The sequence below is a fragment of the Pseudarthrobacter sp. BRE9 genome (assembly GCF_031844305.1).
GTDB lineage: Bacteria > Actinomycetota > Actinomycetes > Actinomycetales > Micrococcaceae > Arthrobacter.
Map to the genome: position 1 here is coordinate 541,928 of NZ_JAUZUY010000002.1, position 14,419 is coordinate 556,346.

Annotated in this window: 11 protein-coding genes; 5 read left to right on the forward strand and 6 right to left on the reverse strand. The window is 58.6% G+C overall.

Going from position 1 to position 14,419, the window contains the following annotated elements:
• The first annotated feature begins 66 nt into the window (after window positions 1-66).
• The 3 genes from Q9R31_RS07410 to Q9R31_RS07420 are packed head-to-tail and all read left to right on the forward strand — an operon-like array spanning window position 67 to window position 4,426.
• Complete coding sequence (locus tag Q9R31_RS07410; RefSeq protein WP_311262073.1) at window positions 67-3,255, forward strand: type I restriction endonuclease subunit R; 3,189 nt, start codon at window positions 67-69, stop codon at window positions 3,253-3,255.
• Between the two features lie 56 nt (window positions 3,256-3,311).
• Window positions 3,312-3,827, forward strand: coding sequence for a hypothetical protein (locus Q9R31_RS07415; protein ID WP_311262074.1), 516 nt, complete (start codon window positions 3,312-3,314; stop codon window positions 3,825-3,827).
• On the forward strand, window positions 3,824-4,426 hold the full coding sequence (locus Q9R31_RS07420) for a DUF4230 domain-containing protein (protein ID WP_311262075.1): 603 nt from the start codon (window positions 3,824-3,826) through the stop codon (window positions 4,424-4,426). Before Q9R31_RS07415 ends, Q9R31_RS07420 begins: the two co-directional genes overlap by 4 nt.
• A 106-nt stretch (window positions 4,427-4,532) precedes the next feature.
• Here Q9R31_RS07420 and Q9R31_RS20135 read toward each other — a convergent pair whose 3' ends face one another.
• From Q9R31_RS20135 to Q9R31_RS07435, 4 genes are read right to left on the reverse strand one after another with little or no spacing between them, the layout of a single operon-like run.
• Complete coding sequence (locus Q9R31_RS20135; RefSeq protein ID WP_397428215.1) at window positions 4,533-6,518, reverse strand: zinc-ribbon domain-containing protein; 1,986 nt, start codon at window positions 6,516-6,518, stop codon at window positions 4,533-4,535.
• The gene (locus tag Q9R31_RS07425) at window positions 6,496-7,485 is read right to left on the reverse strand and encodes a TniB family NTP-binding protein (protein WP_311262076.1); all 990 of its coding nucleotides are present in this window, start codon (window positions 7,483-7,485) and stop codon (window positions 6,496-6,498) included. The genes Q9R31_RS20135 and Q9R31_RS07425 overlap by 23 nt, the downstream gene beginning before the upstream one ends.
• Window positions 7,486-7,541: 56 nt before the next feature.
• Window positions 7,542-9,638: a Mu transposase C-terminal domain-containing protein gene (locus tag Q9R31_RS07430; RefSeq protein ID WP_311262077.1), complete on the reverse strand. Its 2,097-nt coding sequence runs from the start codon at window positions 9,636-9,638 to the stop codon at window positions 7,542-7,544.
• Complete coding sequence (locus Q9R31_RS07435) at window positions 9,635-10,513, reverse strand: hypothetical protein (protein ID WP_311262078.1); 879 nt, start codon at window positions 10,511-10,513, stop codon at window positions 9,635-9,637. The genes Q9R31_RS07430 and Q9R31_RS07435 overlap by 4 nt, the downstream gene beginning before the upstream one ends.
• Before the next feature lie 286 nt (window positions 10,514-10,799).
• Between Q9R31_RS07435 and Q9R31_RS07440 the strand changes: the two genes are divergently transcribed.
• Window positions 10,800-11,603 carry a metallophosphoesterase gene (locus tag Q9R31_RS07440; RefSeq protein ID WP_311262079.1) on the forward strand — a complete coding sequence of 268 codons (804 nt, stop codon included), beginning with the start codon at window positions 10,800-10,802 and terminating at the stop codon, window positions 11,601-11,603.
• 496 nt (window positions 11,604-12,099) lie between these two features.
• Complete coding sequence (locus Q9R31_RS07445) at window positions 12,100-12,417, forward strand: hypothetical protein (protein ID WP_311262080.1); 318 nt, start codon at window positions 12,100-12,102, stop codon at window positions 12,415-12,417.
• Window positions 12,418-13,293: 876 nt separating this feature from the next.
• Here Q9R31_RS07445 and Q9R31_RS07450 read toward each other — a convergent pair.
• Entirely contained in the window at window positions 13,294-13,572 is a 279-nt protein-coding gene (locus Q9R31_RS07450; RefSeq protein WP_311262081.1) for a hypothetical protein, read from the reverse strand.
• 172 nt (window positions 13,573-13,744) lie between these two features.
• Entirely contained in the window at window positions 13,745-14,179 is a 435-nt protein-coding gene (locus tag Q9R31_RS07455) for a hypothetical protein (RefSeq protein ID WP_311262082.1), read from the reverse strand.
• Window positions 14,180-14,419 lie beyond the last annotated feature (240 nt).

Below are 14,419 nucleotides of genomic sequence, written 5' to 3' on the forward strand. Positions count from 1 at the left end.
CGGGTACCGGGGACAGGGCAGAAGCCTGAGTAAGCTGAGCAACAAATCGATTTTGGGGGAATCACCGTGACATCACCAGCAGTAGCCTTCTCGGAAGCCGACTGGGAAGGCGCCGCGAAGGAGCGGCTTGGCGAGCTGGATTGGAAGCCGTTGGAGGGCCAGTCCATTGCGCCTGGTACAGGGGAACGAGAGTCGTGGTCGGAGCTGCTGATCCGGCCGCGACTGCTTGCCGCCCTCCAGCGCCTTAATCCGGTCGTCCCCGCCCAGTACCTGCAGCAGGCCTTGGCGGAAGTCGCTTCACCCAAGTCAAACGATCCGATGGCCGAAAACCACCGCATCCACAACTGCCTCGTCGACGGCTACCGGCTGAGCTATATCGACTCCGACGGCAACGAAGCCAACCCGACCATCCGACTGCTGAGCCAGGCACCGGACCAAAACGACTGGCTCGCCGTCAACCAGGTCACGCTGGTCCAGGGCGACTACAAACGGCGCTTCGACATCGTTCTTTACTGCAACGGCATGCCCATAAGCATTATTGAACTGAAGAAGGCCGGCAGCGCCCACGCCGACCTTCCCGGCGCCCACGCCCAGCTGCAGACCTACCTCCGCGAATTCCCCATGGCGTTCCGCTTCTGTGTTTTCACGCTCGCCAGCGACGGCATCCAGGCAAAGTACGGAACACCGTTCACCCCCTTCAACCACTTCTCACCTTGGAATGTCGATGACGACGGCGTCCCGGTCCCCCCGGGCTACATGGTGGATGGGGACGCCGTCACCGCCCTCGACACCGCGCTGGACGGCCTCTACAACCAGGAACGGTTCCTGCAGCTGCTCCGCAATTTCACGGCCTTCGACCAAGGCTCGGGCGGACTGGCCAAGCGGATTGCCAAGCCGCACCAGTACTACGCCGTGACCAAGGCGGTGGCCAGCACCATTCAGGCAGTGGAAAGCAACGGCAAGGCTGGCGTGGTGTGGCATACCCAAGGGTCTGGCAAGTCCATGGAAATGGAGTTGTATGCCAACATGGTGGCGCGCCAGCCGAAGCTGAAGAACCCCACTGTCGTGGTCATCACCGACCGGAATGAACTGGACGGCCAGCTGTTCGAAGGCTTCGACCGCAGCCTACTCCTCGCTGAGTCGCCCAAGCAGATCAAGAAGCGGTCGGAACTTCGTGACGAGCTGAGCAACCGTACCACTGGCGGCATCTACTTCACGACGCTCCAGAAGTTCGGCCGCAGCAAGTCCGAAAAGGAAGCCGGCGCTGACCACCCTCTGCTGTCCGACCGTCGCAACATCATTGTGGTCGTGGATGAGGCACACCGCTCGCATTACGACGACCTGGACGGCTACGCCCGCCACCTGAGGGACGCACTTCCCCACGCCACGCTCATCGCCTTCACCGGCACCCCCATATCTTTTGATGACCGGAATACGCAGGAAGTCTTCGGCGATTACATCGACATCTACGACCTGTCCCGGGCAGTTGAGGACGGCGCCACCGTGCCGGTCTACTTCGAGCCGCGGCTGATCAAGGTGGGACTTTCCGAGGGCGTCACGGAGGAGGATCTCGACAAGTCAGCAGATGAACTGACGCTGGGCCTCGACGATACGGAGCGTGCCCGGATTGAAGCGAGTGTCGCCGTCGTCAACGCTGTCTACGGGGCGCCGCAACGCATCGCTGCTCTGGCCGAGGACCTGGTGGCGCACTGGGAGAACCGGCGCGACCGGATGCTCAAGTTCATTGAGGCGCCGGGCAAGGCGATGATCGTGGGCGGGACGCGGGAGATTTGCGCAAACCTCTACTCGGCCATCGTGGCACTGCGGCCGGACTGGCATTCGGACGACCTGTCGAAGGGCAAGATCAAGGTGGTCTACTCGGGCGACGCGACTGACGTTCCGCCGGTGTCGTTGCATGTGCGCCGCGATTCGCTGAATGCGCAGGTGAAGGAGCGGCTCAAGGACGTCAACGACGAACTGGAGCTCGTCATCGTCAAGGACATGATGCTCACCGGCTACGACTCTCCCCCACTGCACACCCTGTACCTGGACCGGCCGCTCAAGGGCGCCCTGCTAATGCAGACTCTGGCCCGGGTCAACCGCACGTTCCGGGGCAAGGAGGACGGGCTGCTTGTGGCGTACGCGCCCCTGGCCGAGAACCTCTCGAAGGCGTTGAGCGAGTACACGCAGTCTGACCAGTCGAACAAGCCGGTGGGCAAGAACATCGACGAGGCTGTGGGACTAACGGTCACCTTGGTGGACACTTTGCGCTCCCTATTGGCTGGCCACGACTGGAAATCGGTCCTTCTGAAGGGAGGGCCGAAAGCCTTCCTTAACGCAGTCACCGGAGCTGTTAGCTACCTGAGGAACCCCGCCACGTCCGGTAATCAGCCGGGTGACGGTGACGAATCCTTGGCCTCGAAGTACCGCAAGTTTTCCGGTCAGCTGTCGCGGGCGTGGGCACTGTGCTCCGGCTCGGACACTCTGGCCGAGCTGCGTCCCGAGATCCAGGTGTATGAGGAAATCCGGGTTTGGATGGCGAAGTACGACGCCGCCGACCGACAGGCAAGCGGCCAACCAGTGCCGGAGGAGATCCAGCGGCTGCTGGGAAACCTCATTGCTTCCGCGACATCCTCAGGTGAAGTGCTGGACATTTATGATGCAGCGGGAATGCCGAAACCGTCGCTGGATGACCTGACGCCCGAGTTCATCGCCAAGACGCAGAAGGCACGGAACCCACAGCTGGCCATCGAAGCGCTGCGAAAACTGATTGCCGATGCGTCTGCCTCTTCCACACGGAACAACGTGATCCGGCAACGGGCCTTTTCCGAACGGATCACCGAGCTAATGAGGAAGTACACAAACCAGCAGCTGACATCGGCTGAGGTTATCGCTGAGCTCGTGGAGTTGGCGCGGGAAGTCGCCGCGGAAGGGAAACGTGGAGAGCAGTTCACTCCCCCGCTGAACTCTGACGAACTCGCGTTCTACGACGCCGTGGCGCAGAACGAGTCAGCCGTAGAGGTCCAGGGCGAAGGCGTCCTGGCCGACATCGCGCGGGAACTGGTCGCTGTCATGCGTCGCGACGTCCGCACTGACTGGACCGTGCGCGACGACGTCCGCGCCAAGCTGCGCTCGTCCATCAAACGACTCCTAGTGCGGTTTGGGTACCCGCCGGACAAGCAGCCGGAGGCCATCAAGCTCGTCATGGAGCAGATGGAATCCATGGCTCCGCGCTTCGCTGACGCCCGCCTTTAGCATCAAGAACTTCTGCCACGAGGCAGCAAGCAACAAATCAAGAAAATGGGAAAACTATGTCGTCTTACGACCCGCCTACGAGCTACAACAAGCCCGCCGTTCCTCCGGCCCCGGAGAGCGCTCCCCTAGTGAAGGTCGGCAAACGTGAAGGCCGGATTAGGAAATTTGCAGCGTCCGCAGGGCCAATCCAGCTGACCCGTGTCATCTTGGGCGCAGTCCTCGGATTATTGTTCATCTTAACCTGGGTCGGCACCGGGCCTGCTGCCGTCGACGCCGGAAGCCCCTCCAAGTGGAAGTCCGACCTCGCTGCTGCAAGCGTCAAGAACGATGTCAATAACGGGGAAACAAAGGGAGCCCCGCAGCAGACGGTGGTCAACGGTTGGTACGCCAACGATATTGCTGCTATCACAGCCACGCAGAACACCTATATCGCCGCCAGCTCCGCCCGGAACGGCACCCTCCTGACGCTGCTCGGCCTCGGAATTGCTGGTGAGCTGATCCTTCGAGGACTGGATCGTGCACGACTTTCGGCGGCGAACGCAGGGACGCCGCAAAGGACGCACATCCAGTGATCAAGCGCATCATGATGGTGCTGGTCGGCGCCATCATCTTGGGATTAGCCGTAGTGGGCGCATCGAATATGGCAGGGTTCAACCCCTTTCAGTCGCAACGGACCGACCGGAGTCAGCCCGCGTTGCTGAAGTCGATCAAAGACATCAGCCAGTATCATGCCGCCGTGGGTAACTTTGAAACAGTGCTGGACGTCGAGGACAACATCCCTGGCATTCCAACCCTCATTACTGGACGACGGACCCTGTTCGTTGCCGCCGGCACGGTCGACGCCTATGTCGACCTCTCCGGTTTTGCGGACAACGACCTGACACTGTCAGCCGACGGGAAGTCGGTGACTGTTCGGTTACCCGAGCCACAGCTGGACAAGCCCAACTTAGACCACGAGCGGTCCTATGTATTCAGCCAGGACCGCGGCGTCTTGGATCGGATCGCCGACGCCATGGAGGCGCCCCAACAGGCACAGTTCTTTAAACTTGCCGAAACCAAGCTGGCCTCTGCCGCGGAGGAGTCGAAACTGCGGGAACAGGCCGCCCAAAACACTAAGTCTATGTTGACGGGGATGTTCAGCTCCTTGGAAATTCAAGCCTCTTTCCTCTGAAAAGAATGACCCCGCTTGCCTTGGCATACGGGGGCATTCAATAGGCGGCAGCATATGGGCCCCACGCGGCCTTATGCCTCCGAGAGGGGGTGTGCGCCTGCCCCGCCTAGGATCTGGACCAGACGGAGCGGCGCTGCCGCACCTTGTTTGGTATTGCTCGGCTGGCAGGCGGGCAGCTCGTGCATCCGCCTGCCCTGCGCCTGTTGACTACTGAGACAAATTGGGTGTGGCCAGCTGGGCAAGTCCAGCAATATTTCCTTGTTCCTGGCACCACTTCTGCAGGAGCAAAGCCGTTGCGGTCGTGATCCCAGTCGCGGACTAGTAACGGCTCGCGTGTGGCGAGGTCAGATACCCCAGGCTGCAAGATCTTTCCTGTCTCCATAGGGCAGGTCAGTTTTGGATACCTGCAGCGGTTTGATATTCGCCGTTCGAATTCATGGCCATTGGGGCAAACCCACCAGACCTTCGTCTCTGACCCGGCTAGGACTTGATCGGGGGTGAGCGTCCCATTGCGGGCGTGGTTCCAGTGCGCCGCGACGTCCGGCCGCTTTGTAGCCAGGTCGTTGAAGCCGGTCAGCAGGGTGCGGCCTTTGCAGACGTTACAACGTCCGTCGGAGGCAACAAGGCGAAGGGGTGTCCGCGTGAAGGGGTGCCCTTGAGAGCATCGCCAGTGGATACGGTCTTTAGCGTTGCCGGCAGTAATTTCTCGGGGTGTCTTTTGATTGCTGCTCTCGGGATCCCACAAACTTGCTAATTGTGGGTGTGTGGTGGCGAGATCGTTTGTGCCCGCGAGCACTTTGCCGAATCCACAGTGGGGACAGCCTGTTCCCCTCAGGGCGCGATGAACGAATGTTGCGTCGTAGTGGTGGTTTTGTGGGCAGATCCAGTGTCCCTGCTTGTTGCTTCCCGGTGACACTGTCCACGGCGTTGGGCCGGATTGTGATTGCTGGTCCCATTCGTCGACGAGCCACGGCATCTTGTCGGCGAGCGAGTTGTACCCTGGAAAGACTTTGCGGCCGGAGCAGGCCGAGCAGGCTGACTCGTATGGACCGTGCAGGGCATTTTTGGGAGGGTGCTTTCGACTTACGTGTCCTTCCGGGCAGAGGTAGCGGGTAATGGCTGCTGTTTGCCGGTACCGATCGTCCCACCATTGCTGGTCGTTTCTGTCGTGTGTCCGGAGGCAGTCCAAGAAGGTGTGGAAAGGTTGAAGATGGCCATTGGAGCTGGACTCCGGCTTCAGGGGGTCGATGAGGGGTCCTGGGTCTTCCGTGTTCCATTCATCTTCGAAACGGTGCCTTGCGGCCGCCGCTGTCCATCTAAGCACGAGCCACGCTTGGTCTGTCCCGGCATCTCCGACAGGATTTTTAGCCTCATCCATCCTGCGCGCGACTGCCTTGTAGACGTCAATGTACGGCTGGTTTTGATCACTGACAGCCCGAATAACCTCTCCATCCATAGCTGTCTCCAGTATTGCGGCGGCAGTGGGAAGGTCTGTCGGCTGCGGAGCGACGCCCCCTTCACTTCGGACTGCCGACGCCGCTCGTCGCAGTACTTCTTTGATGATCGATACCGATGCGCTGCTGTTATGAATTCGCGCAGCTGCTTCGGCGGTATCTTCATCCACGCCCCGGGAGTGCGGTTCCGCCGGCGGTGGGATGGACCAAGGCGGCAATGGTTCACGGCTCTTGATCAGAGTAGGTCCAGCCCACGTCTGGTGGAGGGGACAAACGAGTCGAGCATAGTCTGGGTGCAGTGCCACGATAGCGCCATGACTGCACGACAGACAGGCATGCCATACAGTTCTTGAGGTCTGCCCTAGTAGAAGCAGCCGATCGGCCCTGCTTCCGGCGAACTCCTGGCAGAGCGCCAAGGCTTGGCGCTCTTCAATGTCCTGGTCGATGCGGCTATGAACCGGCAGGCTTTCGCGTCGCCGGTAGGCTGAGACCGCGATACGCCACAGGTGGCCCGGGTAGGCCCGAGTGGCAGCGTCGATCCGGGCTGCATAGCTGGCGACAATTTCCCCGGCAAAAGGAAGCGGCGTCATCGCCAGCGGCAAGGTGCCAGCCATGTCAAAGTTCATCGACAGCTCCATGTCGGATAGCTGCTTTGAAGAGACCTTCCTCAGCGATCTCTGCCGCTTTAGCTTCTGCCATGCCGCGGGTGAGCACTTCGCCCTCCGGGTTACCGGCATCGATAAGGTCCAGCGCTACCCTGCTGACGAGGGAATTTAGGACTCCTATTCGACCATTTGTGAGCTCGTGCAAACTGGCACTTAGGGTCTTCAGCCGGCACTGGTTGTTTCCAAACAGGGGCATTGACCGGACAAGTCGCGTGACAAGCATTTGCCATCCCGTCGAATTCTTGTCCTCGTAGGAGACCATATCGGCCGCTCGGTATCGCGCTGCTATCTGGGCTCCTTCCGGCCCTTCGAGCAGATTGGTTTTCTGCAACTCGATTCCGGCTAGAAGTATGGGGCAGTCGATGTCGTCGCCGAGTCTTCGGATCGCGGCGCTGACTTTGCGGGAGTGGGCGCCGCCGTACTTGAGATTATGCACGTCGTCTATCACGAGCAGCTCAGTTTTGCATGTATTGATCGCTTGCTGGACCATGCCCTCTAACCGCGCTTCCGTCTCTCGTTGCCCGATCGGTAACCCATAGAACTGGGCAATCATGCGGTACAGCCCTAAAGGCGTTCCCGTCGACGGAAGGTTCACGTACGCCACCGGTACTTCACCTCGCCTAATGCAGTCAGGGTCATTGTCTAAGCGTTGCGTGAGTAGGTCGAGCATCAGGATTCGGGCTACCGTGGTCTTGCCCAGATATGATTCCGCCGAAACAAGCACACCATGGCCGCCTCCGCTGGCATATTGATGTTCACGCATGACCCGAACAAGCACGGCCCTTACATTCAGGTACGAATCGTTCTTGACTACCACCCCACGGGTGATAATTTTCCGGCGGGTCTCGTCAAAAGCTTTCCTTTCAACAAGAGGCAGGGACAAGTATTCTTTGACGGCAACAGGAGGAGTCGGCGTACCGTGGTCCTGGAGCTCTTCCATGAACCCTCTGTGATTCTTCAGGTCCCGTCCGGTGCGTTCTCGGAGCGGATACTGCATCATGCACCCCACCCGTTCACACCTTCGAAGCCTTCGAGATCGTCGCCGTCGTCGTCGTATTCGTCATCCTCTTGCTGAAGGTGTTCATTGACGGGGGATTGATAACCCTCCTGACCACGTAGGTTGGCTATGTTGGGCAAGTTCCCCCGCTGTGCGTCTTGGATCCTACGTTCGAGGTCTCTGGCTGCCTGCTTCTTCCGCTGACGTCTGAGCTCCTGCAGCGCAACTTCAAGGAAGTTCCTTGTGGTCGAAGCCTCATTGAGTGCTGGGTCGACGCCTCCATCATCGAGAATTTGAAGTGCGAGATCGCGGACCTCTTTTGAAAACGGCTTGTCGAACCGGTCCTCTTTCCATTCGCAGGCGATATAGTCCTGGACGGCTGGGTCATAGACCCAGACAACCCTTGGATCTGCTGGCATATAGTGAACTTCCCACTTTCCGTTCAGCTCAGTACCCGAGGTGCGTTGACGGAGGTGGCCCAGCCCCGGAGCGTCGTACATTCGGTATTCGATCTGGATGCCGTCTTTTTGAATTGTGCGGGTCACGACAGGCAGGAGCCCGATGTAATCCTTGCGGCTCAGCGGTTTGGGTATAAATCCGACGTAGGGAAACATGGCTTGGTATTCGGCATTTGGACTCAAAAGAGCACCACCGCCCAGGCGCGGATCGCGCAGCCCATCCGTGGGCGTGTTCTGCCAGTAATGGACAAGCCACCTTTCCAGTAACCAAGCAAATTCCCCTAGCGTCAACAACTCTTTCCTGTTCGGTTTCTTGTCACCCCCGCTTGAGATCGAGCCCCCAGTGAACCCCGGCAAATGCGCCAGAAACATGGTTTTCAGTGTCCCGAACAGGCGCTCGGCGATTCCCTTATCCGTGGGGGAATACGGCGCTGCCCTGACGAGGGTGATGCCTAACTGCCGACACGTCGCGTCCACGACATTGGAACGATAGTCGCGCCCGTTATCGGTCATGATGAACCGGGGTCGGATCAGCGGGAGCATTCCGTCAAATCGGTCCCGCTCTTCGGCGTCGAACATCTGGACCCAGGGCAGGTCCCGGCGCTCCGTTTCCCACCGGTTCTTTAACTCCTCTGGCAAGTCGTAGCGGGGGCGCGGCGTCATCGCCTGGGCGATCATGAAGGCAAGATCCGCTCCGCATATATCCTTTGCCAACGCGAAGGCGCTTACTGTTCGGGTTGCTTGGTCACTCATCATGGACAGATCGGGTCTTTGAACTGAGCCGTCCGGAAAGATGAGCATTATGTCAAGGCGCGTGGAATCAACCTGCATGCGGGATCCGGGCATGAGTGCCGGATGCGAGCGATACATCCAATTCGGGGCGTTGGCAGCTGAGCGGCGGTTTGCGGCATCGCCATCCAAATACATCCCACGTGCGAGTTCATCCAGAATTTGCTTCAACCGCAGGTCCCCCGGAATGCTGAAGTTTCTCTCTTCCATTTTCTCGATGCGTGCCCGAACCATATCAACGCGCTGCTTTTTACTCACCCGTGGCCGGCGCACAAGTTCCTTATTGACACGTCCACAGACTTCCAGCACTTCCGGAGCGATTCCATCGGTCACTCTGTGATTGCAAGTTTTGCGTCCGTCAATGAGGCCAGCTGGACCGTCCTGCAAATATGCCTTCGCACGGCGGAGTAACGTTGAACGAGATACAGCCACTTTCTTGGCCAGGTGAGGATCCCGTGACTTCAATTGCTCGCCCAGTGCCTCTAACTCGGCAGCTTTGAGACCAGCTCTGGACCAAATCGAAGAACCTAAGCCGTATCCTTCCCGGTAGCCTTCTGCCCCTGCCGGTTTGCCCAGGGCTACTTCCTCGATGTCGGCAAGGCTGAGGTCGATGTCCTTCAGGATCTCGCTTCCGCTGCGGCTGAGCTCTGATGCGGCCGTATTCAGTTTTGTTATCCCTTGGCTAAGGCGGTCGCTGGGCGGGTTTTCCTGGGCGACTCTACCGATGGACGCGCTCAATCTTTCGTCCGCACCAGCGTCGTAAAGGCCTAGGACACTTCCGGCGATCTCAGTGATTTCCCACTGTCGTTTCAGGTACGTCACCACATCGCCGATACGAAAAATGTTCATTTCTTACCTTCTCCATCTCCTGCAATAACCATGAGACCGGGGTATAAGGGGCCCTGCTCGAGCGGCACGACGCGGCGGTGGAACATCATGTTTGATAGCAGCGCGTAGCCAATGCCCAGCCCCTCACGGGGGTCCAGACGGAATGCCACTTCCTCCATCGTCCGCGGTACCACCAAGAAGTCAGCAAGGTTAGCCGCCCGAGCTGGGTCCGGAATGTACTCCTCGTATCGGAAAGCACACATCCATTCGAGGTTGTCTCTCTGCCACCCTTGGCAACCGTGCATAACGCTGTATCGCCAATTCTGACTAGCGCACGCCTTTTCAGTAAGAACGGCGGCGTGGACGAACCGGTCGTGAGTTGCAAATTCCAGAGGCTTGACGTCTACAATCAAGGTCGTCCCATCGCGGAGCCGTGCGGCGAAGTCAGGGTAGTGAATCGTCCGGTCGCCGAACACAAGGCCGAAGGGTTGCGCGGCGACACGCACGACCTCTCCCCCGTGATCCAGCTCCATCAGGCAAGTGAGTTCCGTCAGTGACTCGAACATGACCATGTGGCGATCTTCGCCGAAAGGATATAGCCCGGGATAGTTGCGCCTGTGCGGAAACTCGCTGCTCCTTCGGCACGGTTGAAAGGTGACCGGATCCAAGTCGCGGGCGGGTTCACTCAGAAACCACCACTTGCGTCTCCCGCCCGTTCCCTTGGTGATTAACAAAGGATGGGGGGTGTCGTTGACGACGTCAGCGTACGGATTGTTGTGTAAGGTCGGCACCTTTTGATCGTTCTCTTGATTCGCCTTCTCGTCATAAGCGGGAGACGCAGTGTTTAGATTTTGCTCATACATAAAGGCGCGGACCGTGAGCTTGGTCTTGTACATGCGAATTGAACATGCGCTCGGCAAAGGCCAAGGGAAGTTAGGCTAGTCATATCCCGCGTGAAATACAGGTCATAGCTGCAATCCACTGAGCCAGGACTCTCGACGGGCCCGGCAGCACCAAAATTTAGATTCATCAATAAAGTTACGCCTTCCACACGGAATTGCAAGAGCATTAGAAATATTGCGCCTGGGAACTGTGCACGTGCGTAAGTAAAATAGAAGTATTAGAAGAAATAGAAGTATTAAATTCGGAGCATGAAACTTATCGGCTGCGTATGCTGACTATGTGCCTAATACTCATCCCATAGCGATCTTCGGCGACTGGCACGGAAACGCCGGATGGGCCTTGACGGCCATCAGGTCAGCAGCCCGCGCGGGCGTTCGCACGGCTATACATGTCGGAGACTTCGGATTGGACTGGCCTGGCGCCAAGCGGGGACGCTACGAGGGAAAGCTCAACAAGTACCTCGTGGAGTTGGACATGACGCTCGTCGTCTCCGGCGGCAACCACGACAACTGGGACACCTTGGAAAAGCTCGTCGTCGAAGGCGATGGCTTAGCGACTATCAGATCAAACATACGGGTACTACCGCGGGGCGGCAGAACCCTCATCGATGGTCTCGTCATCGGCGGTCTGGGCGGTGCGTTTAGCGTCGATTTTGAGTACAGGGTCGAGGGGAAGGATTGGTGGTCCAATGAGGAACCTACCCGTGAAGAAGCTGAAGCCCTCGTCGCCGGTGGCCCCGTCGACGTCCTGATAACCCATGATGCACCTGAAGGCGTCCCGGTAGAGGGGGACATTCAACTCCGCGCGGCACTAACTGCGAAGGCGAATAGAACACGCGGGCTTCTGAAAGAAGTAGTCGATGCGCTGGCTGTGCCTCATCTGTTTTGCGGCCACTGGCATCAGCGGGGCATCCATCAACTAAGTCTTCCAAATGGCCTGATCACAAGAGTTGATGTGCTCGATATGGAAAACTCCCGTAACGGGAACGGTGTCCTCGTTTGGCCTGGCAAGGCCCCGCTTCGGATTGAACCGCTCGAAATCAGGGACCTGCAGGTACCTGCTTCTGCTCGTTTAGTCACCTAAAGTAGGCTGCATGGACGCGGCCGAGTGGGCGCACGAACTGGCCTATTCCTTGCGCGTTGGCCCAGGAACACCTTCCTTGCTGACAATCGCTACTTGTTTCGGCCCCACTGCTAGCAGGGAAGTTATAGCAACGGCCAAACGAGTGGTCGGGGAGGCCGGATGGCCGATCTATGAGCTCGTCGCTCGCGAGGTAGCCCCTGATCCGTCACTTTTGCGCGAAAGCGGCTTCCTAATCCTTCGGGACGTTCGCCAACCGTTACCCCCAGCGGTGCCGGTTCTCATTGGCGCTCACCAACTACATATCAGTCGGGGCTTGCCAGTCGGTCTCCTCATCGTCGGGTCTCCTGCCGGAATCAAGGGCCTGCGGAGACATCCCGGGTTAGGCTTTCTAAGCCGCGCCGAATGGGTCGTACAGAACTAGCGCGCGACCCAGCCCCGGTACAGCTAGCTAAGCTAGCCCAGGAACGGTGTCTGAGGCCGCAGCTACACTCTCACCATGGTGCAAGAGCTACGTAATGACGACGCGGGCCGCTACCTTGTGACCACTGCTACGGGCAGCCAGTATCTGCTGGATCTGACCGCCAGGACAGTCCAACGCGTTGTGGCCGCCACCGCTCCCCTCATCGATTATCTGGATGTGGGGTTTTCGCAGCTTCGCCGGGACGGGGAAACAGTTAAACTGCTCATGCTTGAGTCTTGCACCGTAGGCTGGCCCGCTCGGTACTGGCTCCAGATCCGCGCCGACCACGTTGTTACGCTCAGAACAACTTCCCCTGTGGTGGACATCATTGCCCTGGGCCCGTTGAATGGGTGACGTGCAGAGCCCCGCAATTGCTACGCTTCGTGCCTTCACGGCTTGACGGCTTCATACCGGGTTTATTGCTGCCTTTGATGAGGGCGGCAGGCACTGCATCGTTTTGGCCACCGTCATGCTCCTCGCCACGGCTGCTAATCGGTCGGCCTGGCTGCCGCAGCGGCTGTCCCGATGCAAGGCGATCCGAGTCATCGCATCAAATACAGCCTCGGGATTGACCGCTGATCATGACCCGTCGAACCGGCTGATCTAAGGGCCCGCATCCGGGAGCAGCTGGGCCTTATTCGTGGTGTTACCGCAATGGGCAACGGCCCATGCACCCGAAAGGTTCGATTTCGATCTCGCGAGTACTGTCCGAACTACACGTTCGACGGGGCCGCTTACGGGTACGCCTGAAGTTTGTTTCGGATACGGCGGGTCGGTGGCGGGGGAACTAGTTTTTACGTAGACATGATGCCCGTGAACGCCGCGACTGAAATACAGAACCTGCAGAGCACCAATGTCGTAGCTGCATCGGATGTTCGTCAAGTCCTTTTCTCGGATCCTAATGGGCGTGAAGATGGAGACGGTAAGTGACCCACAGGTCCAGAAGGCCCTTCTGACGCCCGCTTTCTCACATCGCTGACTGAGCCCCGACAAGTGGGCTGCCTGCGGTGATCAAAGTCGACGTGAGCGTGAACGGGAGGTTCTCCATCAGGTTCTCCATCAGCTCAACGCCGTGCCACGGGGTCTACTCAGCGTGAACCGATACGACACCGACGACGAGGCGAAGATTCGTCTTTGGGCCGGCCAGGACAATTCGTACGCGTACGATGTGGCCGTTGCCATCAGCAGATTACCTAAGGGGAGCAACTAGCTCCCTTTTATTGTTGGCATCTAAAGTGGCCGGCCGCTCCACGACTCCTTGTCTACGCGCTTGATCTGTCGAGCAGGAAGCCACTCCACCTGATAATTCCGCTGTTCATCCACCCACTCGATGAGTCCGTAGGTCCGGGTGTATCGGATTGCGCGACCGTAGATCTCGCCAGCTCGAACTAGAGGCATCTCACCGCTTGGAAACTCCATGATCTTGCCGTCATCAGGCTTGGGGTGCTTGGACTCGGCATTCAGCCGAGCCATCATGCGGTCGAACCCGCCCTTATCATGATTGTTCACAGGACCAATCTTAGAACATATATTCGACTGAGCAGCACCGTGAAAGTTCCCGTGGTGCCACGTCGAGTAGACCAGATAGCGCGAAACCCACTTGTTCTCTTGAACTTTGGGGTTTCGTCGACATGGATTCGTCGTCCGGGAAGTCGAGCACAGCTTGTCGCACATGCTCGAGTTACTTCAGATGTTCCCGACCGTGAAGCCCAACTTGATCGTGTGCTTCAACTACCTCAACTCGCAGGCTAACTTCCTCGCCCAAGTGGAACCCGCGGGTGGTGATGTCAGCTGGATCTTCCAAATGCACTTTGCGCTCGCGATTGCTCACCTGCCGGACAGTCATGATGCCGTCGAGGTCGAGCCCGGTGATCCTGCCCGTCACGATCGTTTCTTTCGGCTTGTCTATCTGCTTAAAGATGCCTTTTGCATAGGTGCGGCCACGTTCGGTGAGGTTCGACTGCACGCGACCACCTGTAGGTGACCGCCACTTGCCGTTCATGTCTAGCTCGTACTTATCCAGCGCCACAGTCAGCTTGCGCGCAGTCTTGAGAAGCTTCTTGTTCTCCCCGAACCTGCTCGCGATAACGGCTGGCAACTCGCCGCGCTCAAGCATGTGGTGGAGATCAAAGGTATCTCGCACAGCCCGGTCAACGGGAGATACCTCTACCTCTACTTGCCCAGGCTCGGATGAAGCCAAGGGTCGCTTTGGCTTGTAGTGGAGAACCAGACTTCCCCGAGTGATCCGTACCAGTGGCATTTAGGATTCAGCCGACCGTTTGTCGGCTGCAGCTTCTATCTCTGCGCCAATTGGCCCTAGTAGATCGTTAGCAATCTCATGGTTGACGCCACCGTC

Excerpts from the sequence above, each read along its gene's own strand:
- Q9R31_RS07415 (WP_311262074.1), top strand. The coding sequence starts at position 3,312 with ATGTCGTCTTACGACCCGCCTACGAGCTACAACAAGCCCGCCGTTCCT.
- Q9R31_RS20135 (WP_397428215.1), bottom strand. The coding sequence starts at position 6,518 with ATGGAGCTGTCGATGAACTTTGACATGGCTGGCACCTTGCCGCTGGCG.
- Q9R31_RS07425 (WP_311262076.1), bottom strand. The coding sequence starts at position 7,485 with ATGGAAGAGCTCCAGGACCACGGTACGCCGACTCCTCCTGTTGCCGTC.
- Q9R31_RS07430 (WP_311262077.1), bottom strand. The coding sequence starts at position 9,638 with ATGAACATTTTTCGTATCGGCGATGTGGTGACGTACCTGAAACGACAG.
- Q9R31_RS07435 (WP_311262078.1), bottom strand. The coding sequence starts at position 10,513 with ATGTACAAGACCAAGCTCACGGTCCGCGCCTTTATGTATGAGCAAAAT.
- Q9R31_RS07445 (WP_311262080.1), top strand. The coding sequence starts at position 12,100 with ATGGTGCAAGAGCTACGTAATGACGACGCGGGCCGCTACCTTGTGACC.
- Q9R31_RS07455 (WP_311262082.1), bottom strand. The coding sequence starts at position 14,179 with ATGCTTGAGCGCGGCGAGTTGCCAGCCGTTATCGCGAGCAGGTTCGGG.